Annotated in this window: 16 protein-coding genes and 1 pseudogene; 7 read left to right on the top strand and 10 right to left on the bottom strand. The window is 61.3% G+C overall.

Going from position 1 to position 23,667, the window contains the following annotated elements; all coding sequences use genetic code 11:
• The first annotated feature begins 26 nt into the window (after nt 1-26).
• Both yidC and AC1DVN_RS00795 read left to right on the top strand, forming a co-directional pair.
• On the top strand, nt 27-983 hold the full coding sequence (gene yidC, locus AC1DVN_RS00800; protein WP_019745039.1) for a membrane protein insertase YidC: 957 nt from the start codon (nt 27-29) through the stop codon (nt 981-983).
• A gap of 51 nt (nt 984-1,034) precedes the next feature.
• Entirely contained in the window at nt 1,035-1,910 is an 876-nt protein-coding gene (locus AC1DVN_RS00795) for an oxidoreductase (RefSeq protein WP_477993153.1), read from the top strand.
• On the opposite strand, the pseudogene AC1DVN_RS00790 reads toward AC1DVN_RS00795, so the two are convergent.
• The 6 genes and pseudogenes from AC1DVN_RS00790 to AC1DVN_RS00765 form a co-directional block, all read right to left on the bottom strand.
• Nucleotides 1,900-2,791 (bottom strand): annotated as a pseudogene (locus AC1DVN_RS00790) (NADP-dependent oxidoreductase). The gene AC1DVN_RS00795 and the pseudogene AC1DVN_RS00790 sit on opposite strands and share 11 nt — an antisense overlap.
• Nucleotides 2,788-3,216 (bottom strand): organic hydroperoxide resistance protein, encoded by a 429-nt coding sequence (locus AC1DVN_RS00785; RefSeq protein WP_003939720.1) that lies wholly within the window; start codon nt 3,214-3,216, stop codon nt 2,788-2,790. Before AC1DVN_RS00785 ends, AC1DVN_RS00790 begins: the two are co-directional and overlap by 4 nt.
• Nucleotides 3,213-3,674, bottom strand: a complete 462-nt coding sequence (locus AC1DVN_RS00780) for a MarR family winged helix-turn-helix transcriptional regulator (protein ID WP_003940568.1) — start codon at nt 3,672-3,674, stop codon at nt 3,213-3,215. Before AC1DVN_RS00780 ends, AC1DVN_RS00785 begins: the two co-directional genes overlap by 4 nt.
• Nucleotides 3,675-3,752: 78 nt before the next feature.
• The gene (locus AC1DVN_RS00775) at nt 3,753-5,135 is read right to left on the bottom strand and encodes a condensation domain-containing protein (protein ID WP_259116957.1); all 1,383 of its coding nucleotides are present in this window, start codon (nt 5,133-5,135) and stop codon (nt 3,753-3,755) included.
• Complete coding sequence (locus tag AC1DVN_RS00770) at nt 5,135-6,607, bottom strand: condensation domain-containing protein (RefSeq protein ID WP_097386974.1); 1,473 nt, start codon at nt 6,605-6,607, stop codon at nt 5,135-5,137. Before AC1DVN_RS00770 ends, AC1DVN_RS00775 begins: the two co-directional genes overlap by 1 nt.
• Nucleotides 6,540-8,072, bottom strand: a complete 1,533-nt coding sequence (locus AC1DVN_RS00765; RefSeq protein ID WP_477993151.1) for a condensation domain-containing protein — start codon at nt 8,070-8,072, stop codon at nt 6,540-6,542. Before AC1DVN_RS00765 ends, AC1DVN_RS00770 begins: the two co-directional genes overlap by 68 nt.
• Before the next feature lie 471 nt (nt 8,073-8,543).
• On the opposite strand from AC1DVN_RS00765, the gene sthA reads away from it, so the two are divergent.
• The 3 genes from sthA to AC1DVN_RS00750 all read left to right on the top strand — a co-directional run bounded on the left by sthA (nt 8,544) and on the right by AC1DVN_RS00750 (nt 11,965).
• Nucleotides 8,544-9,956, top strand: a complete 1,413-nt coding sequence (sthA, locus tag AC1DVN_RS00760) for a Si-specific NAD(P)(+) transhydrogenase (protein WP_007733953.1) — start codon at nt 8,544-8,546, stop codon at nt 9,954-9,956.
• Between the two features lie 151 nt (nt 9,957-10,107).
• On the top strand, nt 10,108-11,010 hold the full coding sequence (locus AC1DVN_RS00755) for a hypothetical protein (protein ID WP_438472361.1): 903 nt from the start codon (nt 10,108-10,110) through the stop codon (nt 11,008-11,010).
• A gap of 88 nt (nt 11,011-11,098) precedes the next feature.
• Nucleotides 11,099-11,965 carry a class I SAM-dependent methyltransferase gene (locus AC1DVN_RS00750; protein WP_308371115.1) on the top strand — a complete coding sequence of 289 codons (867 nt, stop codon included), beginning with the start codon at nt 11,099-11,101 and terminating at the stop codon, nt 11,963-11,965.
• A gap of 747 nt (nt 11,966-12,712) precedes the next feature.
• Here AC1DVN_RS00750 and AC1DVN_RS00745 read toward each other — a convergent pair.
• Nucleotides 12,713-13,714, bottom strand: coding sequence for a helix-turn-helix domain-containing protein (locus AC1DVN_RS00745; RefSeq protein WP_477993381.1), 1,002 nt, complete (start codon nt 13,712-13,714; stop codon nt 12,713-12,715).
• Between the two features lie 364 nt (nt 13,715-14,078).
• On the opposite strand from AC1DVN_RS00745, the gene AC1DVN_RS00740 reads away from it, so the two are divergent.
• Entirely contained in the window at nt 14,079-16,598 is a 2,520-nt protein-coding gene (locus AC1DVN_RS00740) for a helix-turn-helix transcriptional regulator (RefSeq protein ID WP_477993148.1), read from the top strand.
• A 6-nt stretch (nt 16,599-16,604) separates the two neighbouring features.
• Here the strand turns inward: AC1DVN_RS00740 and AC1DVN_RS00735 are convergent, their stop codons facing one another.
• Nucleotides 16,605-17,360, bottom strand: coding sequence for a MerR family transcriptional regulator (locus tag AC1DVN_RS00735; protein WP_019745027.1), 756 nt, complete (start codon nt 17,358-17,360; stop codon nt 16,605-16,607).
• A gap of 321 nt (nt 17,361-17,681) precedes the next feature.
• Here AC1DVN_RS00735 and AC1DVN_RS00730 point away from each other — a divergent pair, with 321 nt between their 5' ends.
• On the top strand, nt 17,682-21,137 hold the full coding sequence (locus tag AC1DVN_RS00730) for an indolepyruvate ferredoxin oxidoreductase family protein (RefSeq protein WP_477993146.1): 3,456 nt from the start codon (nt 17,682-17,684) through the stop codon (nt 21,135-21,137).
• Between the two features lie 94 nt (nt 21,138-21,231).
• On the opposite strand, the gene AC1DVN_RS00725 is transcribed toward AC1DVN_RS00730, so the two are convergent.
• A complete protein-coding gene (locus AC1DVN_RS00725) occupies nt 21,232-21,891 on the bottom strand; it encodes an LppP/LprE family lipoprotein (RefSeq protein ID WP_021345351.1) in 660 nt (219 codons plus the stop codon).
• 97 nt (nt 21,892-21,988) lie between these two features.
• Nucleotides 21,989-23,653, bottom strand: a complete 1,665-nt coding sequence (locus tag AC1DVN_RS00720) for an amidohydrolase (RefSeq protein ID WP_477993144.1) — start codon at nt 23,651-23,653, stop codon at nt 21,989-21,991.
• Nucleotides 23,654-23,667: the final 14 nt, after the last annotated feature.

The following is a 23,667-nucleotide window of genomic DNA, read 5'->3' as shown; positions in this document are numbered from 1 at the left end:
GTGCCTCTCGGTGAGGTTCATTCGTCATGCTCGATTTTGTCTACTACCCCGTGTCCGGAATCCTCTGGTTCTGGCACAAGGTCTTTTCACTGATCTCCGGATCACCCGACAACGGCGTCGTATGGGCGTTGTCGGTCGTATTTCTGGTCTTCACGCTCAAGGCTTTGCTGTTCAAACCCTTCGTCAAGCAGGTCCGCACCCAACTGGTGATGCAGAAGCTGCAACCTCAGATCAAGGCGTTGCAGAAGAAGTATTCGGGTGACCGGCAGAAACTCACTGTCGAGATGGCCAAGCTGCAGAAGGAACACAACTACAGTCCGTTGCTCGGCTGTCTGCCGATGCTCGTTCAGGCACCGGTGTTCATCGGCCTTTATCACGTCCTGCGATCGTTCAATCGGACTGGAGCGGCATCGCACGTCCCGTTTCTGAGCCCGACCGAACCGATGTCGGTGGCGGACAACGCGAATACGGCCAACTACTTCTTCAGTGCCTCGGACGTGCAGTCGTTTCTCGACGCCAAACTGTTCGGCGCGCCGTTGTCCGCCATGATTTCGAGTCCGGCAGCGCAACTGGAAGCGTTCGGCGACGTCAGCCGTATCTCCATCATTCTGGTTGCCGTACCGCTGATGATCTTCGCCGCCGTCGCTACACATTTCACGTCGCGGGCGTCCATCGCGCGCCAAGTGGTCACCGGAACCGTCAACCCTCAAACAGCGATCATGAACAAGCTCGCATTGTGGGTGTTTCCGGTGGGTGTGATCGCTTTCGGTGCTTTCGCGCCCGTGGCGATCCTGCTGTATTTCGTGAGTAACAACTGCTGGACGCTGGGACAACAGCATTTGGTCTACGGCCGGATCGCGGCGGAGCAGAAGGAAGCTGAATCGTCGCCGACACCCGGAGTGACTGCGCCCCCGTCGCCCAGGGTGGCTGCAGCACCGCCGCTGCCGGGTGCAAAGCCGATCCGCGCCAAACGCAAGCGATGACAGAAAAGCGACCCCTCCCTACCGGCGGGTAAGGCACGTACGCTGGAATGCATGACCAAATGGACCGCAGAAGACGTAGTCGATCAGACCGGCCGCACATTTGTCGTCACGGGGGCGAACAGCGGACTGGGTGAGGTAGTCGCACGGGCGCTTGGCAAAGCCGGGGCCGACGTCGTCCTCGCCTGTCGTGACACCACGAAGGCCGATGCCGTGGCCGCCGAGATCGGACCCAACGCGGTTGTCCGCAAATTGGACCTCTCGGATCTGTCGTCGGTACGAGCCTTTGCCGACGCAACGGAGAAGGTCGACGTCCTGGTGAACAACGCCGGCGTGATGGCGGTTCCGTTTCGCCGGACTGTCGATGGATTCGAAATGCAGATCGGCACAAACCATCTCGGGCACTTCGCGTTGACCGGATTGCTGAAGGACAAGCTCACCGACCGTGTCGTGACGATGTCCAGTGCCCTGCATCAGCTCGGAACTGTCGATCTGGACGATCTCAATTTCGAGCGTCGGAAGTACAACCGCTGGTTGGCCTACGGGCAGTCCAAGCTTGCCAATTTGTTGTTCACGTACGAACTTCAACGCAGGCTTGCGGCCTCGGGATCTTCGCTCAAAGCGCTTGCTTCGCATCCGGGATACGCGTCGACGAACCTGCAGGGTCACACCGAGTCGATCCAGGACAAGCTGATGGGAATCGGCAATTCGATCTTCGCGCAGTCCGCGGAGATGGGTGCCCTTCCCGAACTGTGGGCGGCAACCGCGCCGGATGCCTTCGGCGGCAGTTACATCGGACCGGACGGTCCGTTCGAGCAGCGAGGTTATCCGAAGGTCGTGGGGTCGAACAAGAAGTCACACGATACTTCKMGAAGTTCGCGGCCACCTTCATATTCGTTCGAGCCAGATGTTGTTCGGGTTACAGCGTGACAACCATCTTGCCGGTGTTTGCGCCGCGCATCAGGTCGATGAACGCTTGCGGTGCATTCTCCAGGCCTTCGACGATGGTCTCGTCCCACTGAATCTTGTTGTCGGCGAGCCACCCTGCCATGTGGGTGCGGAATTCGCCACCGAGGTGACGGTAGCCGCCCACGAGGAATCCGCGCAGTGTGAGCTGCTTGCCGATCACCAGTGCCAGGTTGTGGGGAGCGGTGGGCTTCTCGGTGGTGTTGTACTGAGCGATGGCTCCGCACAGGGCAATCCGGCCACCCTGGTTCATGGCATCGATGGCGGCTTCGAGATGCTCGCCACCGACGTTGTCGAAGTACACGTCGATGCCGTCAGGGGCGGCAGCGGCGAGCAGTTCGGTGATCGGGCCGTCGTGGTAGTCGAATGCCGCATCGAATCCGAGTTCGAGAAGTCGGGCAACCTTCGCCGGTGAACCGGCGCTACCGATTACTCGCTTCGCTCCGAGCAACTTGGCGATCTGACCGACGAGCGATCCGACGGCACCGGCTGCGCCGGAGACGAATACGGTATCGCCTTCCTTGAAGTTGGGCTTATCCCCCCAACCCGAGGCCGTGGACGACAACGTCGCCCACAGCGCGATCAGCCGACTTGGATTCGACGACCTCGCCGACAGCACCACCGTCGAGCGGCGCACCGACCTGGAACGGCGGAAGGTAGGACTTCACGTCGTTCATTCGGCCGCGCATGTACGGGTCGACGGAGATGGCGATGTTGCGGACCAGGATCTGGCCGTCTTCGAGTTCGGGGAGTTCTACTTCGGCGGTGGCGAAGTTCTCCGAGGTGGGCCAACCGTTCGGGCGTGAAGCGAGACGGATTTCCCGGCTGACAGTGGTGGTGCTCATTCGTCGTCCTTACTTACTTCGAGGGTGACCTCGATGTTGCCGCGAGTTGCATTGGAGTACGGGCACACCTGGTGCGCCTTCTCCGTCAACTCGACGGCCTGATCATGGGGCAGATGGGGGAGTGAAACCTCCAGCGTCACAGCGAGTCCGAAGCCTCCTGCACCGTTGGGGCCGATGCCGACCCGCGCGCCGACTGCGGAATCAGCCACGTTGGCCTTCTCGGCGCGGGCGACCATCTGCAGAGCGGAGTGGAAGCATGCTGCGTATCCGGCGGCAAAGAGCTGCTCGGGGTTGGTGCCTTCGCCACTGCCACCCATTTCCTTGGGAATGGCGAGGCCGAGATCGAGGCGTCCGTCCGAAGTGCGAGCGTGACCGTTGCGGCCTTCGCCGGTGGCAAGTGCTTCTGCGGTGTAGACGATATTCATGACTTCTTCTTTCCGTCGGAGTGGGCGTTGGATGCTTGAAGTGACTCACCGAGACGAGTGAGAACGTCTCGGAGTTCGGTGAGTTCGTCGTTACTCAGACCAGTGGCGCCTGCGAGCTTGGCCGGGATGTCCTCGGCCTTGCTGCGCAAGGTGGAACCCGCCTCGGTCAGGTGAATCTCGACGCGACGCTCGTCCGTGGTGAGGCGTCGGCGCTCGATGAATCCCAGACCCTCCAGCCTCTTGAGCAGCGGCGACAGAGTTCCGGTATCGAGATCGAGTGCCTCACAGATCTCACGCACGCCCCGGCCGTCTCGTTCCCAGAGTGTCAACAGGACGAGGTACTGGGGATACGTGATTCCCAGGTCGTCGAGCATTGCCCGGTACGCGGCCGTAGTGGCCCGCGACGCCGAATAGAGGGCGAAGCAGACCTGGCGTTCGAGAGCGAGTGGGTTGGTCACGAGAACAACTGTAGCGCACAGTTAAGTTGTGCACAACAAAGAAGTGTCAAATAGATCCGCGGATGCACAGCCGTCTGGTTACGGCGTCGACAGAATCTCGGATACGCACTCGAGGAAGGTGAGCACTGCCTGGGCGGCGGGTGCCGGAAATCGGGTGCGCACTGCCAGCCCGTCGTGGGTGCGCGAAAACCAGAACTGAACGTCGTCGGCGCTCGACACGCGACTGACTTGCTGCGGATTGATCGGCGCAGGTTGTGAGTCGCCGGGCCGTGATTCGCGGGGGCGAGATCCACCGGGCATGGTCCGGTAGTCGGCGTAGGACACCGAGAAGATGTCTCGGCGAGTGGGCGAAACCTCGGGTCCCAAGCTCCTCAACACTTGTCTCGACGACACGGACGACAGTGAAAGTGACTCGTGGAAAGCGAGATTGACTGCCCGAGCCGTGCTGTGAAGATCATCCATGCTCGTCACGGTGATGGGTGCATTGGCCACCAGCCAGCCGAAGGTGTGGTTGTGCCGCGGTTCCCGACGCGTGTGAACAGGGAACAGAAGGCGTGTGTCTCTCTTGTCGGTCAATTGTGTTGTGGCCAAACCGATCGACGCAAGAATCGCACCGAACGACGAGTGTCGATGATCGGCGCAGTTCTGGTCGAACAGCTCTGCTTCGTCGGCGTCGAGGAGCATTCGGGTGTCTGTGCCCTGGGGCGACATGGTCCCGGCGGGCAGCCCCAGATCTACGGGAAAATGGGGAGTGTCACCCCCGCAAGATCGAAGGAAAGACCGCCACCCCGAAATGCGGTGGTCGCCGGGCTCTGGATCCGCGGTTGCCGATTCACGGAAGCAGTAGTTGAGGAAACTCCCGGGCTCGGGCAAGAGATCTGACGCGATCGGATTACGGTCCGCCCGCGTGTATTCACGATACAGAGTGCTGATCTCGGTAATTGCGATGCTCATGGACCAGCCGTCGCAGATGGCATGGTCGAATCCGCAGATCACTGTCGACTGGTCCTCGCGGGTGATGGCCCCGAGAAAGTAGGCGGGAAACGCAAAAGGATTGCACCATCGATCCAAGCGCTCGCCCAAGAGTTCTCGCACCTGTTCCGGCGTTCGCGCGTCCGCCACTGTTTCCTCACGGAGGCGCAGATCGACGACATCGGCGACGTCGACGAACAGCGCCGAGGATTCATCCGCTTCTTCGGCCTGGGAGAACGAGCACGACAGGGCGTCGTGACGGGACGTCCATTCCTCGAAGCTGGCCCGGAGTGCGTCCGTGTCGATCGGGCCGGGAACGTCGAAAGTGGCAGCGAGCCAAGTCGTATCGCCGCGGCTCCCGGCAAGATGCAGCTGCTGATTCGAGGTCGGAGGAACCGGATATGTCGATCCGGTGGAGATTTCGCTCGGCGTCCACTGCAGGATGCGGCCCGGCCGTGCCTCGAACCTGTCGAGAAAGGTGATGTGCATCAGGCGGTCTCCACTTCCTGACGTGCATCCGCCTGACGAACGACACGGTAGTCGCCGGTATCGGCGACCGTTCTCAGGACGTTGCGGAGGTGTCGAAGGTACCGATCCACCGATGTGTGCGCTTGCTCGGTATCGGGAAAACTGACCATCACGTACGTACGGTCTTCCTTCCGGTTGATCCACATCGACAGATCACCCGTCGTTCCTGGCCCACCGAGTGCGCGCGCTTCGAGTTCGTCGTGGTGCTCGGCACCTGGAATCAGGCGCATGTCGATGTACGACACCATCGGCGGGACCGAGGTTCCGCCGATGTCGGATCCGGTCAACTTCGACACCTGGGCGATCACCGAGTGAATGGACACGTCCGCGAGTCCCTTCACGGCTGCGCGAGCAGCGTGAGCAAGGGGGAGTGCATCGGTGAAGGTGGTGACACCACTCAGCGTGAACGAGACCGGGACGAGATTGATGAACCAGCCTTGAGAAAACAGGTATCTCGGATCGGAACGAGTACCGACTGCGTTGAGCGCGAAGTAGTTCGCTCTGTCAGAAACTTCGATCTCGGTGAGGGCGAGGGCTGCGAAGATCCCCGTGGAGAATCCGACGCCATTGGACTTGCACAGCGCTGCGAACGCGGCTGACTCGTCGCTGTCGAGAACGTCGATATGTGTGCGGGTCGACCGGGTCTGTTCGCCCTGCGCGACGCCGAGGTCGAGGGGGAACGTCGGGAGTTGTCCGGCGTTGGCGGCGAGAATCGAAATCCATTGCTGCACAGGTTCTGCGGATAGGTCGAGGTTCTTCGCCGCTGCCCGTTCTTCGCCGCTGTACTCGACGTAGCTGCCGGGAGAGGGAAGTTGAGCGTCGATGCCGGCGCTTTCGGCGATGTACAGCGCACGAAGTTCTTCGACGCCCAGCATCAGCGACAGGCCGTCGGTGTGCGAGTGATCGACGCCGTAGTAGATGGTGAAACCGGCGCCGGTGCCGTGCTCGACGGCGCCACTGGTGAACGAAGGCCATTGCAGTGGGCTGGTATCGCCTGCGAAACTTCGGCTGACATGCTCGCGAACCGCATCGGTCGTGTTCAGGGAACCGACGCTGTGCGGCGCGAGTTCGATCGTCGATTCATCCACCACGTGACGGTCGATGACCCCGCTGCCGCCAGGATCTTCGGATGGTCTCACCTCGAACCAACTGTGAAGTGTGTTGTGCCGCAATACAAATGCTTGGACAGCCCGACGCAGTGCCTCCCGATCGAGATCACCGGGCAGAGTGAACGTGAATCCGATCCACGGTGACCAGTCGACGCCTTGTGCGCGCTTGTGATCGGCGGTACGAATGTGTCCCTCTTGTAGGAACGAGAGAGGTTGGTCGCTCAGTGGTGCCCGAGATGCTGCCGTCAGGGACTGCTCAGTAGGCCTGAACTCGGTGAGCGTCCCGGCTTTCGGTGCCCAGAGATCGATGGGTGTCATTTCCATGAGAGTTCTCCTCGATCGGTGCAGCGGTATTGATCGGTACGGCGGTATTGATCGGTACAGCGGTGTTGGTCGGAGGTGAGCATGTGTCGGTCGAGAAGGCAAAGTCCTCCATTTCGCGGCGTAGGAGTCCCGCGAACTGATGGATGTGGCGGCTTGTGCGCGCGTTGCCTGGGTGGCGTATGGCCAGATTGAGCCCTTCGGGAGTCCGTGTGAGCCAGATGTAGACGTCGGTTCCCGAATGATCGCGACTACGAAGGCCTCTGGTCTGCCAGCTCGTCCATTGCTCGGCACCAGGAACGTGACGAACGTCCATGTACGAGAGCACGAACGGCAGGTGCTGCGGGGAGTCGATCAGCTCGCACACTTTCGAATACGGCAGGGCCGCTGCGGGACGGACGCGTCGCATCTCCGTGCCGGCAACCTTGGCCAGATCGCTCACGGTTGCTGCGGGGGTAATCGGAATCCTCACCGGCACAACACCGATGAACCATCCCAGCGACGCGGCCCATCGAAGCTCCGAACGGGTGTGTTGCGGCACCACGACGCGGAATTCGTCTGCACCGGTGAGATCGCCGGTCACCTTGGCCGCGCACGCGAGTATCGCGGCCAGGAATCCTTGGTTGCTGCGCTTGCTCGCTTCTGCCAGGCGTTCGGCTCCCCGGGCGCTCAGAAGCCAGGCGGACAGGCTCTGCTGAGGGACTCGGCGTCCGGCGACCGGTTCGGGCAGCGCTGGAAAGAGCGGAGCCTCGCCCTGCGCGTAGAACTCGCGCCACGTCTGCACCGCAGGGTGAGAGCAGTCCGCGTGTCCCACGAGATCTCGTTCCCTGGTGCCGAAGTCGATGTAGCTTCCGGTCTCCGGCGGCGAGGAAGGGCTTCCCTCGCTCGCCGAACGGTAGATCGTCTGCAGTTCGTGCGCGGTCAACGCCACCGAATATCCGTCCAGCAGAGCATGATCAGCGGCAAAGACCACGGTGAAATGGTTGGGACCTTCAATTGTCGCGAACTGGTATGCAGGCCAGACAAGTGGATCGGTCGACCGGTCGAGCAGTTGCTGCAGATGCGTGAAGACGGACATCGAGGACGCAAGATGTCCGACTTCGTTACCCAGAACTCGGACGTCTCCAGGACCCGCGGTGCGTCGGACTATCGCTTCGCCCTCCATGGCGACTCGTGTTCGGAGCACTTCGTGGCGATCGATCCAGTGATCGAGAGTGGCCGCCCAGATCCTTCGGTCGAGTCGGTCGTGGATGCGAAACGAGGTACCCAGCCACGACGGAGTGCATCCGTCGTTGTGATGGTGCGCCTGCCGTTTCGCCTGCTCGGCATGTTTCAAGTGTGCTTCGTGTATGTAGCTGGCGGGACGCTGGTCGACAGGCCACAGTTCGGGCGGATTCACTGCGGCAGGAGTCCACTCGGTGACGGTCCCAGGAGGTAGGGGATAGTCGGCAAGTTCCGTGAATTCCATTGGGAAACCTGATCTCTCGAGATGGCGAAAGGTGGGGATCGTGAACGGGGCGGATGTTTGTAACCGAGAGTGACAGATGATTAGTCAAGGCAAGTAGAACGCGACCCGAGGCTCCGCGCAACTGCTTCGGTGCGGGATGTGACGAGGAACATTCTGCTCGTTATTTCGGACAATTCGAATACTGGACATCCGGTTTACTGCCCTGGTCACCTGTCAGTTGATCGATCAATCACTCTGGGGTGAAACAAATTTCAACAGACCGTTGTGAATTCCGTCGGACGGCGAAGAATGTGCGCATGCGAATGTCGGAATATGTTTGTGTGTAGCAATTTTCGTAAGGGTTTGACTGTATCTCTTTTAATTGCAACAGGGTTCGTGTACAGCCGTCGTGCCCGTTCGGCGCGCGGATTGTTCACCGAGTATTGACATGCTCGGCATCTGCCGGTCGTATGCAGACGGTATTTGTAAGCGATGACTGATCCGATGGAATACGACCTGGTTGTAATCGGCTCCGGCCCGGGTGGTCAGAAGGCTGCCATCGCGGCGGCCAAGCTGGGTAAACGGGTAGCGATGGTCGAGAAGGGCAACATGCTCGGGGGAGTGTGCGTCAACACCGGCACCATTCCGTCGAAGACGTTGCGCGAGGCGGTTCTCTACCTCACCGGGATGAACCAACGCGAACTGTACGGCGCAAGTTACCGCGTCAAGGAGAACATCACTCCGGCCGACCTGCTGGCGCGAACCCAGCATGTCATCACCAAAGAAATCGAAGTCGTGCGATCTCAGCTCCTGCGTAACCGCGTCGAATTGTTGGTAGGGGTCGGCTCGTTCGTCGACGAGCACACCATCCTCGTCGAGGACGCCTCGCGCGGAGACAAGATGACGATCACGGCAAAATTCGTTGTGATCGCGACCGGAACGTTGCCTGCCCGCCCGGCGGGGGTGTCCTTCGACAGTCACCGGGTGCTCGACTCCGACGGAATCCTCGATCTGACCTCCATCCCGACCACCATGGTCGTGGTGGGCGCGGGAGTGATCGGTATCGAGTACGCGTCGATGTTCGCGGCACTCGGCACCAAGGTCACCGTCGTCGAGAAGAGAACGTCGATGCTGGACTTCTGTGACCCCGAGGTCATCGAATCGCTTCGGTTCCATTTACGCGATCTGGCGGTCACTTTCCGATTCGGTGAAGAAGTGACGGCCGTCGACGTCGGAGCGAACGGAACGCTTACGACGCTGCGCAGCGGCAAGCAGATTCCCGCCGAGACCGTGATGTACTCGGCGGGACGGCAAGGCCTCACGGCGCCACTCGCGCTGGAGAACGCCGGGCTCGAAGCCGACGAACGTGGCCGTATCTACGTCGACGACAATTTTCGCACCAAGGTCGAACACATCTACGCCGTCGGTGACGTCATCGGCTTCCCGGCGTTGGCGGCGACGTCGATGGATCAAGGTCGACTCGCGGCCTACCACGCCTTCGACGAACCAGGCGCGAAGCTGATGGATCTGCAGCCGATCGGCATCTACTCGATTCCCGAGGTGTCGTACGTAGGCGCCACCGAGGTCGATCTGACCAAGGAATCGGTGCCGTACGAGGTCGGGGTTTCCCGATACCGTGAACTCGCGCGCGGGCAGATCGCAGGCGACACCTACGGGATGCTCAAGATCCTGGTGTCGACGGATGACCTGAAACTGCTCGGCGTTCATATCTTCGGCTCGGGTGCAACGGATCTCGTGCATATCGGCCAAGCGGTGATGGGGTGCGGCGGGACCGTCGAATACCTTGTCGACGCCGTCTTCAACTATCCGACACTGTCCGAGGCGTACAAGGTGGCGGCGCTCGACGTCATGAACAAGATCAGGGCTCTCAAGCAATTCCACTAGGGGTCGGGGTGTCCCCAGGTACCGGTCAGGGGCGGTCGGTGTACTTCTCGGGTAGCACTTGTTCGAATACCTGAGGGTGATGTCAGGCCTGGGAAAATAGGGCAGGGTCTACCTCTATGACCATTGCCCATGAACTTCGTGTGGAATTTCGATGCTGATCGGACTGCTTGCCGCGATCGTGGCGTGCGTCGGATACGGCGTTGCGTCGGTGTTGCAGGCGTACGGCGCGCGCAAGTCGGCAGCGGCCGCCGAGCAGCGAGGCGAGGCCGGACACGTGACGGCGACGGGTGGCCCGACCTTGCGTTCGACGTTCGCCGCCGCGCTGACGGCGTCGTTCATCCTGGGCACCGTGCTCGATGCGGTCGGATTCGCCGGTAGTGCCATCTCCGCGCGGCTCATTCCACTGTTCTTGTCGCAGACAGTGGTCAGTGCCAATCTCGTCATCACGGCAGTGCTGGGGACCGTGGTCCTGGGCATCCAGTTGCATCGTCGCGACTGGTTCGCGATCGCCGCGGTGATCGGATCGCTCCTGCTGCTCGGTTTGTCTTCGGGGCACGCGGGCGGCGGGAGTTCCAACGAGGTCGTCCACTGGGGTGTCCTGGTGGGCTCGGCGTTGATCTTGTCGATCGGTATCGGTTTGATCCGATGGTTGGGCTCACGCGCAGCAGTTGTCGCCGGGTTGATCTCGGGTGTGCTGTTCGGCTGTCTGGCCATTGCCGTACGCGTGGTCTACGGAATCGATCCGTTCGAAATCGGCACGATGCTCCGCGATCCGGCCGGCTGGGCAATCCTCGTCTCGGGCCTGGGCGGTTTCTATCTGCACACGGTGGCGTTGCAACTGGGATCCGTCAACGGAGCGACAGCGGCACTGGTTGTCGGCGAGACGGTCGTTCCGGGAATCGTCGGCGTCGTGGTGCTCGGCGATGCGTCGCGACCGGGCCTGGAATGGCTTGCCATCGTCGGATTCGTCGGAGCGATCGCGGGCGCCGTCGCCGTGGCCGTCTTCGGCGCGGCGAGCCACGAGGGGAAACCTGCCGAAGAAGTGACCGTCTGATTCGAAAACCACAGCCCTTCGAAAACTGGAACGCGAACACGACCACAGACGTGTTAAAAAGACACTTCAAGTCGATGGCGGAGGGTCAATGGTGCACGAGGGCCAAGCGAAGCACGAGGCAGAAGCCATCGCCGGCAACCGGTCGAATTGGGACGATCGCGCCGAGGTGCATGTGCGCTCCGAAATGTATGACGTCGGAGGGTTTCTCGCCGACAGAGCGGCCATTTCCAGAGTCGTGCAGAACGATCTGTCGAGTCTGTCTACGCATCTGCCGGCGTCGGGAGTGCGGGATCGCTCGCTCCTGCACTTGCAGTGTCACATTGGTATCGACACCATTTCCTGGGCGCGCCTTGGTGCGGTGGAGGTGCACGGGCTCGATCTTTCGCCCAACTCTCTGCGCCACGCAGCGCGTATCGCGAAGGCCGACGACCGCGAGATCACCTGGGTGGAAGGTGATGCGCGATTCGCCTCGACGCTGATCGACCGACGTTTCGACACGATCGTCACTAGCGCCGGGACAATCGTCTGGTTGCCGGAACTCGCCCACTGGGCCCAGTCGATCCACGACCTCCTCGAGCCGGGTGGGGTGTTTCAGATCCGGGACGATCATCCGATCCTCGGCGCAATGGCATTCGAGCCGTGGATGATCACCGACGACTACCTCTCCGGAGGCGGCATGCGATCGTACGAAGACTCGGCGACCTATACCGGGAACTCCGACGGACAGATAGCGCACACCGCCAACCACGAATGGCGCCACGACTTAGGCGAGGTCATTGGTTCCTTGCTGGATGTGGGTCTTCATATCGAATCAGTTTCGGAACTTCCCTACATGGACTGGCCGGCCTTCCCCGAACTCGTTCCATGCGCCAACGGATGGACTCTGCCGAGCCACTCTCCGCGGATCCCTTTGAACTTCGCCATCGTCGCCAGGCGAAATCAGCGAAGTGAGTGAGCAGAGCCGATCCCTTGGGAGACTTCGAATAATTCCTGGAGTGGCGTGGCCGTATTTCGTGCATGATCGTCGGATGGCTTTGTCCCGGTTGTTGCCTGCCAACTCGCCCCTATCGCAAGTCGGCGCGTCGAGTGTCGTGTGTCCAGGGATCGAGTGAATCGTAGTTCTTTCAAGCTAATACTTTTGGTGGATAGTGCTTTTCGCTCGAACTCTGCTCGGCGTTGTTGCAACCGTTCGACGAATTTGCAATATCAGGTTCGAGTGAACTTGCGTCGCTGTTCGGTCGGTCCAGCGGTAACGGAAACCGCATTTTCGCAGATAGTTCCAATGCACGACCGATGCCTCGCATACGTTGTGCGGTCAGAGGCACCGGGTCGTAGACCGGAGGAAAGTAATGAGCAGCTTGGATATTCAACGTTGGTCGAACGACTTCACTGCGCTGACCAAAGTCATTTCGGAAGGCATCGAGCAGTTTGTTCTCCGGTTCATTTCCAGCTGAAGTGATCTGAGCTCGCTGCCTGGCAAGGAGTTATTGATCTCCACCGCGGTTCGGAGGCCGAATCGTGATGAAGCAGAGGTTCTTACGGGGTCTGGGAGGCCTGGGCGGGGGCGAGCAGGTAGGAGAACACGTACGCAACTGCGGCGATGACCGCCAGTACGATCAAGGATGTCGGAAATCCTTGTCGACCCAGCTCATGGATCAACTAGAACACAGGCGCGATCCCGAGGCTGTGGAGTATTTCGGATTCAGGGGCTGAAGAACTCGAGTCGACTGTGCAGCCGTGCGATCGACGGGTCCCCGATCGTGCGCCTGCCGTCGGTACGGGCTTGGCTCGGTGTCATCCCGTAGAAGTTTTTGAACGCGCGCGCCAATTGGGATTTCGAGGTGAAGCCACAGCGCAGGGCCAACGCGTCGGTCGTTTCGTTCGACATCTCGGCTCTTGTCAACTCGCGGTAGACGAGTTCGAGGCGCTTGCGCCGTATGACAAGAGCAATTCCGCCGTCGGATGCGAATGCGCGGTAGAGCTGTGCTCGGGAGACCGACAATGCTGCGCACATGCTCGTCGGGCCGAGCCAGGTCTCCGAGAGATGCTCGGCGATGTAGGCGTACGCACGATCGCGGAGAGAGTGATCGGGCCGCGGCGACAGATCAGGTTCGGCGATACCCAAACTGACACGCAGGAGGGAAGCGACGACGTCCTCGTAGCCGGCCGCAGCATCGGGATCGAGATGCGGTAGCGCGAGTACGACCGATTGCATGCACTGAGCGAGCACGACGGCAGGAACTCCGCGCAGTACCGTCCCGTGTAGAGAACGACCCTTCGACTCCGCTTCGACGAGGGAGCGCGGCGCCAGGAGTGTGATGGTGCGTCCGGTCGCCTCGGTTTCGACGTCAGCGGTCCAGGTTCGCCCGAGGTCGAAGAACGCGATGTCCCCAGGGCGGGCGACAAAATCCACTCCGTCGGCGTCACCACTGACCTGTCCACCGAGGACGACCTGGATCATGTACTGATCGTCGAGTCCGCTCTCGGCGATCACAACTTTGCTGCGGTTGTACTTCTGCGCGTTGAAGGTCGTTTCACCGATCAGCGAGGTCCCGATAGGCAGGGCGGAGATCGAGCCTTGGAGGGGCGTGTCGGCGCCTATCGGCTCGGTGACGAAGAACGGACGCGTGACGACACGCCAGAAGTCGTTGGCGTCCGCAGGGTCCACCGATCGAGTCGACACGCGAATGCGGGCGGAATTCATCGGCACGCGGGCATGATATGTCAGATCCCGCAGGTCGCAGTCACTCTCCCGCAAATAAACGTCAATAGTGACCGAGCCCACATAATGAGACAAATCGGGCGTATTTGTGAGACGGCCAGTGCTCGCGTGTCGCGGTGATTCTGTCTATGTTGTTCGTTATGGGTGGACAGGTTGGGAGTTCGATGCTCGAACGAAATCTCGAGTTCGGCGGGGATCGACTGCTCGTTTGTCGGCCATCATGACATCCACTTCGAATCGGTCGCAGCTATCTCGAGCAAAGCGAAATCCTCGAGGACGGGGCACGCTGCAAAGACGGCTCGCCGGGCGTGGAGCCACGGCGATTCGTCCTCGTCTGCTCGGGTTGATGGAACGCTCGGCGGGATTGACGGTCATCGATTCGCCGCGTGGGTTCGGGAAGACGGACCTCGCCGCGTTGTGGCTCACGACTCTCGGGCACATGCCCATCAGACCAGTTGTCTGGGTGCCGGCGCCATCGAATCGGATGACCCCCCTCGAGTACTGGAACACTGCGCTCGCAGTGATTCAAGATTCTCTGGAATCGCTCGAGGCCCCGCCACGAATGCGCGAGGATCCGGTGGGGGCAATCGAATCACTACTCGACTCGTCGCCCACTCCATTCGTGTTGGTGTTCAACCGCATCGACCTGGTTGAGGGTGACGAGGTGGGACGCCGAATCGTGGATCTGATCGTGCGGCTTCCCGGATTGAAAGTAATCGTCACGCTGCAGGATCGGTCTGCGACGGACTTACTCGAGGACGTCCGCGTGGACGAGTACCTGTGCGCGAACGACCTCAGGTACACGCTCGACGAGTCCACAGTTCTGTTCGCGGAGGCAGGGATCCACCTTCCCTCGGGCATCGTCCATTCGATCTGCGAGCGTGTTGCCGGCGTTCCTGTGCTGATGAAGGTTGCTCTGAGTGCGGTTGCGGGGCTGAGTGAACCGAGTCGTGGGCGCGAACGCGTTCAGCAGCGAGTGGACCAGGCGATCCACGCGTACGTCAGTCGGACCGCTCCTCGATCGGGCAAGTCGCTCGAGTTGTTCGACTTCGCGACTACGATCGCCGCCGCCCGCACCGTCACACCAGAGATCGCTCGTGTCTTGTCCGACGATCTTGACGTGGAGGGCAAACTGGACTTGCTCGAGTCTTTCGGTCTGATCTTTCGGGACGGTCCCGAGGGAGAAGCATCCTGGTACTTTGCGCCGTCAGTTCGACTGGCATTCATGCAGATACGGACCGAACAAGGGGATGGATTCGACGATCCCTTCCAGATTCTCGTCGATCACGCTCTCGGGACTTCGGATATAGCCGGTGCCGTTCACTACGCCTTGGACGGACGCCATTGGACCAGGGTGCTCGACATACTCGAGCGTCACTGGGCCGATCTTCTGGTCGATCACACCGGATTGGTCCGGACTGCGTTGCAATCCATACCCGGCGACGTACTCAGTTCGAACTCTTCGATTCTGGTGGGCCGTGACCTGCTCGAATCACGCCTACGGCCGCAGTTGGTCAACGGCGATTCGTTGCCGACGGAACCGGCGGAATTGCGTGCGATAGGTGGTAGTTCGCATGCGCACAGCTTGTTGAACGTCGGGACGGTCCAATCGGTTGTGCTGAGAACATCCGGTAAGTACCAACGCTCTACCGAGATCACGCGCAAGTTGGCTCACGTCGTGTACGGACTCGGTGACGAGTCGTTGGGCGCGTTGGGGTCTCAACTGCCCGCCCTGCGCCTGATCTGGGGTGTTTCGCATCAACTGACCGGTGACCTCGGTGATGCCGCGGTGGAATTGCGACTCGCCTATCAGGGTGCGATGGAACACGGTCCGGAGTTCGTCCTGCGGCACGCCGCTGGCAATGCCGCGCTCAACTCCGCGCTGATCGGGGACGTCGCGCACGCGACAGACTGGCTTCACCTCGAAAGCACACACCCGGACGTTTCGGGATGGTTGGGACCGCCCTCGCATATGGGGGGAGCGATCGCGCGGGCGCTGGTGGCGTGCGATCGCGTGGACCTGAATGCCGGCGCTGCCGCGATGGACGCGCTCGCCGAGATCACACCGCCGGGCGACCTGTGGGCGTTCGCGGCCTACACGTACACCAGATTCGCACTGCTGCAATCGGATCCGTTCTCGGGGCTGATTTCGCTCCAGCGCGCAGTGGCAACGCACGGGCACGTGAATCCGTGTGAACGATCACTCGGTGACGCACTTCTCGCCGCGGCGCGTATCGATCTTCTGTTGGCGTCCGGGGAGGGTACCAAGGCGCTGGAGGAATCAGTCGCTGCGTCACATACGTTTGCTGTTGTCACGGTTTCTGTCGCTCGTGCGCATCTCCTGACGGGGGCTCCGTCACAGGCATTGGAATTGTGTCGCGAAATTGACTGGAGCGAGCAGTATCTCACGAGGTTTCGGCTCGAGTCCCTGCTGATCGAATGCGCTGCGCTGTGCGAACTGGGGAGAATCCCCGCTGCCGCCAGTCCGTGGGAGGAGGCTCGCGGACTGCTCGAAACCTCAGGTGTCCTGTCGGCGCTGGCGACCATACCGCGTGATCTGATCAGGCAACTGGAAGAGCGGGCCGAGGGCCCGAGCAGTGCCGTCGCAAGCTTTCTCGAATCCGAAGTGCCGCAGATGTATCCGGCGGTTATCGTTCAAGTCCAATTGACGAAGCGGGAGATGGACGTTCTCGTGGAACTGGGTCTCGGCATTCCGATCGGCGAGATAGCGCGAAAGTTGTTCGTATCCAACAACACATTGAAGAGTCACCTGCGAGCCCTGTATCGCAAACTCGGTGCGCATTCCCGCGAAGAGGCCGTCGCGGCAGCGCACCGACATAACCTCCTCGGCAGTGGGCAGGACTGATCGACGTCAGTGCAAATTGCGCTCGGAGTAGATCTTCATCGCGTCACGGACCAGCGAAGCGGTGCCTTCTCCGTACTTGTCGTAGTTTGCAGTGAAGCGGGGATCGTCGACGTACATCTGGCCGAGTCCGGTGAAGGCGTCGGCGCTGGGAGTCCTTCCCTGCCAACCGATTTTTATCCACTCGAACTGTCTCTGGGTAATCGTCTGGACGTCGTCGCTTTCCGCGGGTAGGCCCGCTGTCAGTGCTTTTCCGAATGCCGCTGCGATGTCGGCTTGAGCTTGCAGATGTGCTTTCCGGTCCTGCTCGGACATCGACCGCCACCAGTTGTCGCCGCTGGTATAGGCGTCCTTGCCCCAACGCTCGATGACCTCGTCCTTGTATCGGGTGTGGTCGAACCCGTCGAAAACATCTTCCGGCATGAGTGATTCACCTTTCTTCGTCTTGTTCAACGTCCTGTTGACCGATTCGATCTGTCTCGAGATCCGCGTGCGCTCTTGCTCGAGGAGTTCGAGGTGCGTACGCAGCGCGGCGGCCGTGTCGCGTTCACCGGTGAGGACTTCGGCGATGGCCGGCAATCCGAGTCCGAGTTCCCGAAGCAGCAGGATGCGTTGCAGTCGCACCAGGGCGTCTTCGTCGTAGAAGCGGTAGCCGTTGGCGCCGATGCGGCTTGGTTCCAGGAGTCCGAGATCGCCGTAATGGCGCAGCGTTCTGCTGGTGGTACCGGCGGATTTGGCGAGTTCTTGGATGGACCATTCGCTCACGTGGAGTTCCTACTCTCGGATCGGTTGTGCTCATTCAGCATGCAAGTTGACGTTGCGTCAATGTCAAGAAAGTTCTCGGTGTGCATTGTCGGGAACGTTTTATGTCCGTTTCGCCGTATCGCCACGAACGGGTCTCCAACTGATTGATTCGATGACCTAGGTCACGTGATTTGGCTCACAAATTGCCAATTTGAATAGTTGAGCAAGCCTCTGTTGACGCTTTCACATACCTCGACCACGATCATCTGAACAGATCGAGTTACGCGGTTGTTGAAAATGCACGGTAGTTGAAATGCACTGCAGACGGAACGGTGGTCCACGATGACTGAACTGGTGTCGGGCGTAGCCCAGGCCAAGCCCTATGACCTCGATGATCGGTACCGGTCGGGATCGGGACCGGTGTTGCTGACCGGTGTTCAGGCAATCGCACGCGGTTTCGTCGAGCAGCACGTTCGCGACATCCGGGCGGGTAAGCGTATTGCCACTTTTGTCTCCGGTTACCAGGGCAGCCCCCTCGGCGGCGTCGACAAGATGCTCCACGGCATGCCCAAGGTTCTCGCGGAACACGACATCACCTTCATCCCCGGCTTCAACGAGGAGCTCGCTGCCACCGCGGTATGGGGAAGCCAGACGGATCTCCCGGCCGGAACCGCGACCCACGACGGCGTGACCGGCGTCTGGTACGGCAAGGGCCCCGGCGTCGACCGCGCTACCGACACCATTCGCCACGCCAACATGTACGGCGTGAACCCCAAGGGCGGCGTCGTCCTGCTGGTGGGCGACGACCCGGCGTCGAAGTCCTCCACGGTTCCGGCCGTCAGCGAGCGCTCGCTTGCCGCGATGGGTGTGCCGGTTCTCTTTCCGCGCAATGCCGAAGAGATCATCACGATGGGTATGCACGCCGTTGCACTCTCGCGGGTGTCCGGTTGCGTCGTAGCGCTGAAGATCGTCGCCGACGTCGCCGACGGTGCCTGGACGATCGACGGCAGCATCGCGGACTTCGACATCGTGGTTCCGGAAGTGCAGTTCGAGGGCAAGCCCTTCGTCTACAAGCAGCGTCAGATGGCTGCGCCGCCGGACAGTGTCGTCGCCGAGGCCGATCTGTACGGCCCGCGATGGGATCTTGTTCACGCGTACGGAACTGCCAACAATCTCGATGTGATCGAGGTCAACCCCTCCGGTGCGAAGATCGGTATCGCCGCCACCGGTACAACTTTCGACTCCGTCCGCCAAGCTCTGGCAGACCTCGGCGTCGATGATGCGGCGCTGCACCGCGCCGGGATCCGTCTCCTTCGCATCGGAATGTGCTACCCCGTCGTGGGCGAGAAGATCAAGGAGTTCGCCGAAGGTCTCGAGCAGATCGTCGTGGTCGAGGACAAGACCGCGTTCATCGAAGCTCAGATCCGGGAAGTCCTGTACGGCACCGACGATGCTCCTCGCATCATCGGCAAGCGTGACGGCCAGGGCCGTCTGCTCATGCCTGCCAGTGGTGAACTGACCGCAGGCCGGCTGCTCGCCCCGTTGCGGCGCGTACTGAAGCCGCACGTCGAGCTCAAGCGCACCCTCCCGGCACCGCTGTCACTGAACGTGCTCTCCGCCAAGCGAACCGCGTACTTCTGCAGTGGGTGCCCCCACAACCGTTCCACCGCTATCCCCGAGGGTTCAATCGGCGGCGGCGGAATCGGTTGCCACACACTCGTCACCATGTCCGGCCGTGAGGACAGCGCTGTCACCGGCCTGACGCAGATGGGCGGCGAGGGCAGCCAGTGGATCGGGCAGGCACCGTTCACCGACGTGCCTCACCTGTTCCAGAACATCGGCGACGGCACCTTCTTCCACTCCGGTCAGTTGGCTGTCCAGGCATGCATCGCCGCAGGCGTGAACATCACCTACAAGTTGCTCTACAACGAAGTAGTGGCGATGACCGGTGCACAGGACGCAGAAGGTGCCCTCTCCGTTGCTCAACTCAGCCACAAGCTGACCACCGAGGGCGTCAAGCAGATCATCATCTGCGCCGACGAGCCTTCGCGCCACAACAAGCGCGCCCTGGCCAAGGGCACCAAGCTCTGGCACCGCGATCGCCTCGACGAGGCTCAGAAGGAGCTTCGCGAGATCAAGGGCGTCACCGTACTGATCTACGACCAGCACTGTGCGGCCGACGCTCGTCGCCAGCGCAAGCGTGGCACGCTGCCCACTCGCAACACTCGCGTCGTCATCAACGAGGCAGTGTGCGAGGGCTGCGGTGACTGCGGTGTGAAGTCGAACTGCCTCTCGGTCCAGCCTGTGGACACCGAGTACGGTCGCAAGACGAAGATCGACCAGACGTCCTGCAACACGGACTACACCTGCATGGACGGCGATTGCCCCTCATTCGTGACCGTCGAACTGGTGCCGGGCAAGAAGGCTCCCAAGGTCGCACGTCCCGTCCCGCCCGTCGTCGCAGATCCCGATTTCGGACCGCTCACCAGCACGCAGAACGTGTTCCTCGCGGGCATCGGCGGCACCGGTATCGTGACCGTCAACCAGGTGCTCGCAACGGCGGCACTGCGCGCCGGCCTCGAGGTGGAGAGCCTTGACCAGATCGGCCTGAGCCAGAAGGCCGGACCGGTTGTCTCGCACCTGCGTTTCAGCTCCAGCGCGCTCGAGCCGTCCAACCGCCTCACCCCGGGCAGCGCGGATTGCATCGTCGCCTTCGACCTGCTGACCGCGACGGACAACAAGAACCTCGACTACGGCAACGCCGAGAAGACGGTCTCCATCGCATCGACGTCGCAGACGCCGACCGGAGACATGGTCTACGACAAGGCTGTTCGCTACCCCGAGGAGACGTCACTCCTCGCCCGTCTCGACAAGGTGTCGCGCACCCTGCGCTCGTTCGACGCACTCGCCGCGGCACAGGAGTTGTTCGGTAACACCGCAGCCGCCAACTTCCTGCTGATCGGTGCTGCCTACCAGAGCGGTGGACTTCGTCTGCCGGCCGAGGCCATCGAAGAAGCGATCGGCATCAACGGCGTTGCCGTGGACGCGAACATCGCGGCATTCCGTTGGGGCCGTGCAGCAATTGCCGACACTGCAGCGTTCTCGGCCGTCACCACGCCGGCCAAGTCCGTCCGCGAACCCGTTGTCGCACCGGCTCACATGTTCGCCGGAACCACCTTCACCGGTGAAACCCTGCGACTGGTCGAACTGCGTGCGGCACAGCTCATCGAGTTCCAGTCCGTCAAGATCGCCCAGCGCTACATCGATCAGGTTCAGGCAGTCTGGACTGCTGAACGTGCCGCAACCGAGCGGACCGATTTCAGTGAAGCGGTCGCCCGCGGCCTGTTCAAGTTCACCGCGTACAAGGACGAGTACGAAGTTGCTCGCATGCTGGTCGATCCTGCCTTCATCGAAGACGTCAAGTCGCAGGTGCCGGCCGGGGAGAACCTGACCTACAAGCTCCACCCCCCGATCCTCCGAGTGATGGGCCGCAAGAAGAAGATCGGCCTCGGGCCCAAGTCGCATGTTGCACTGAAGGTTCTGGCCAAGGGCAAGAAGCTGCGCGGTACCAAGCTCGATCCCTTCGGCTACATGCACGTCCGCAAGGTCGAGCGTGAACTGCTCGCCGAGTACGAGGCCATGATCGCTGATCTCTCTCGTACGCTCGCAACCGACGGATACGATCGCGCCGTCGAGATCGCGGCGCTGCCGGACGTGGTTCGCGGCTACGAGGACATCAAGCTCGGCAACATCGAGCTGTACAAGACTCGCCTGCGCGAACTCGGTGTAGGTGAGTAGGAGCGTCGGCGAGTAGATCGAAGAAGACTGTGCCCCAGCGACCGTTGTCGCTGGGGCACAGTTGTATTCAGAGCGGTATCGTACGGAAGCGGGTTCAGGAGGGCGGGAACTGGCCGTCGGCGACCACAGCGCTGCCGTTCCACGTGAAATTCACGATATTCGGTCCGCCTTGAGGGCAGCAGAATGCGTCGTCGTCGAGCAACCATCGGTATTGGACGGACACCGAATTCTTGTTGCTGTCGATGACGTGTGTGTACGAGTACGGCTTGCTGGTAGCCGTGCCCAGGTAAGTCCCGTCGTGGAAGAACAGGACGTGTGACTGATACGTCGCATCGCCCACGCCGTCACCGTCGACCGAAACCCAGAGCAGGTCAGGACAATTACCGATCTGCTCCTCGCTCGCGGATCTCGGTATCCAGCTGCCGCCGTTGACGTCGGTTCCCAAGGTACCGATTGCGTCGGTGACGACCGGGGAGTCGACGTCGACACAGGGACCTGAAGCCGGGACTGCAGGCGTCGTCGCCGGCACGGATTCGCTTGCTGGGGTGCCCGATTGCGGCGGGGGAGAACTCGTTACCGTCGTCCCGGATTCGTTTGCCGTCGAGGTCGCCGACGCCGTTGAGCTTGACGCTGTTGAACTCGCCGCCGCCTCGGGTGTTCCTTCGGTCGACCCGCAACCGGCGACCATCAGGGCAGTGGCCGTCACCAGTGCCGAGACAGCGACGGCGGCCGAAATCGGAGCTTTCCTGCGCATGCGTCCTCCAGAGAGTGTGGGTTCACGTGTTCAAGTCCCTCCCTCGTTCTGTCGCCGGGCCGCATGCGTGCGTTATCGAACAACTGATAACGATCAGCTATCGGGCTTCGGTGTTGACGGCTTCGGTGTTTGTAGCTCGAGCGGAGTCGTATCGCACGGATCCGGCAACCACGGTCATCGCGATTTCCGTGGTCAGGAGAGAATCGACCCCTTCGGTGAACGGATCTTGTTTCAGTACGACAAAATCGGCTGCTTTTCCCCGAACCAGTTGGCCGGTCACATCTTCCCACCGGCACGAGTAGGCGGCGTCGCGGGTTGCGTGAGCCAGCGCGTCCGCGAGGGGGAGTGCGTACCCCGGCAGGTTGGGTGCCAGCGACGGATCGATTGCGGATCGACGGGTGGTGGCGATGAACATGTTCGGCAGCGGCGGGTGTGGAGCAGTCGGAGCGTCGGAACCCAACGCCAGAACCGCTCCGGCCTCGGTGAATTCGGGCCAGGGGTACGCGCGATTCACCCGGTAGTCGCCGAGCATCGCCTGCCAGTTCTCTTGGATAGCAGGGTCAGCGTGAACCGGTTGCATCGAGGCGATGATTCCCAGGCGGGCAAGCCTTTCGACGTTGTCCCGGGTGATGGACTCCAAGTGTTCCATTCGGTGCCTGCGGGGAATGTCTCCGTTGGCGGCGATCGCGTACTCGAGTGCCGTCAATCCGATCTCCGACGCCTCGTCGCCGATCGCGTGCATCGCGATCTGCAGGCCTGCGGCGTCAGCGGCTGTCACGACGGGGATCAAGGACTCGAGATCCCAGATGGGCTCGGCGTTGGTGCCGTCAGAGTACGGATCTTTCATTGCGGCAGTGCAGCTGTCGATCACACCGTCGATGATGATCTTGATTCCGGCGATACGGAGCCACGGACCTTGGACGCGCTCGTGGAGTTCGATCACGTCGTGAACTTGTCGGACGTTGTCAGCCTCGTTGTCCTCGCGGGTCATCAGCCAGTGAGCCGCGACGCGCAGCGGCAATGTGCCGTCTCCTGCATCCAATGCTCTTTCCAGCGAAGCTAATTCGTCCGCGCCGAGAGCCATGTCGACCGCGCCGGTCACGCCGTCCTCGAGATAGTGGCGGAACGCGAGCGCGAGGGCGGCGTCCCGGTCCTCGTCGGATGCGAGCTCCGCCAGTTTCGGCCAGACGTAGAGCATCATGGCGGTCTCGTACAGCATTCCGGTGGCTTCTCCGGTGTCCGGATCCCGGCCGATACGACCGCCGATCGGCTCGGGCGTGTCCGCGTCGATGCCGAGTTCTCGCAGTGCTGCAGTGTTCACCCAGACCGAATGTACGTCGTTGGCGTCGAGGTACACCGGGCGATCGGGCACGACGGCGTCGATCATCTCTCGCGTCGGGTGCCCTCCATCCAGCGCGGAGAACAACCAACTGCGACCCAGCAGGCGTGGTGCGTCCGGGTTCGATTCCGCGAATTGCTTGATGCTGGACTGAATGTCGGCGAGATCGGTGGCATCACGCAGATCCAACTTCTGCAGCGCGAATCCCATCATGACCAAATGTGTATGGGCGTCGACGAAACCGGGTAGCACGACGGCGCCTTGGAGATCGATCACCTCGGCGTCGGGAGCCAGGATATCGGCATAGACGGTTTCGCCCACGAATCTGAGCTTGTGGTTCTCGACGACTATCGATTCGGCCCATCCGTCGTCGGCAGCCGTGAAGATCTTTCCGTTGCGGTAGTGAGTGAAGCTGTCATTCATGACTTCTACGTGAT

The sequence above is a fragment of the Rhodococcus sp. P4_E4 genome, from assembly GCF_056401575.1.
Note: the sequence above shows the minus strand (reverse complement) of the source record. Positions and strands in the feature narration are given on the sequence as shown.

Coding starts and splice junctions, on each gene's coding strand:
- yidC (WP_019745039.1), top strand. CDS start 27: ATGCTCGATTTTGTCTACTACCCCGTGTCCGGAATCCTCTGGTTCTGG.
- AC1DVN_RS00775 (WP_259116957.1), bottom strand. CDS start 5,135: ATGCACATCACCTTTCTCGACAGGTTCGAGGCACGGCCGGGCCGCATC.
- AC1DVN_RS00785 (WP_003939720.1), bottom strand. CDS start 3,216: ATGAATATCGTCTACACCGCAGAAGCACTTGCCACCGGCGAAGGCCGC.
- AC1DVN_RS00770 (WP_097386974.1), bottom strand. CDS start 6,607: ATGGAAATGACACCCATCGATCTCTGGGCACCGAAAGCCGGGACGCTC.
- AC1DVN_RS00755 (WP_438472361.1), top strand. CDS start 10,108: ATGCTGATCGGACTGCTTGCCGCGATCGTGGCGTGCGTCGGATACGGC.
- AC1DVN_RS00750 (WP_308371115.1), top strand. CDS start 11,099: ATGGTGCACGAGGGCCAAGCGAAGCACGAGGCAGAAGCCATCGCCGGC.
- sthA (WP_007733953.1), top strand. CDS start 8,544: ATGACTGATCCGATGGAATACGACCTGGTTGTAATCGGCTCCGGCCCG.
- AC1DVN_RS00745 (WP_477993381.1), bottom strand. CDS start 13,714: ATGAATTCCGCCCGCATTCGCGTGTCGACTCGATCGGTGGACCCTGCG.
- AC1DVN_RS00720 (WP_477993144.1), bottom strand. CDS start 23,653: ATGAATGACAGCTTCACTCACTACCGCAACGGAAAGATCTTCACGGCT.
- AC1DVN_RS00730 (WP_477993146.1), top strand. CDS start 17,682: ATGACTGAACTGGTGTCGGGCGTAGCCCAGGCCAAGCCCTATGACCTC.
- AC1DVN_RS00765 (WP_477993151.1), bottom strand. CDS start 8,072: ATGGAATTCACGGAACTTGCCGACTATCCCCTACCTCCTGGGACCGTC.
- AC1DVN_RS00725 (WP_021345351.1), bottom strand. CDS start 21,891: ATGCGCAGGAAAGCTCCGATTTCGGCCGCCGTCGCTGTCTCGGCACTG.
- AC1DVN_RS00740 (WP_477993148.1), top strand. CDS start 14,079: ATGGAACGCTCGGCGGGATTGACGGTCATCGATTCGCCGCGTGGGTTC.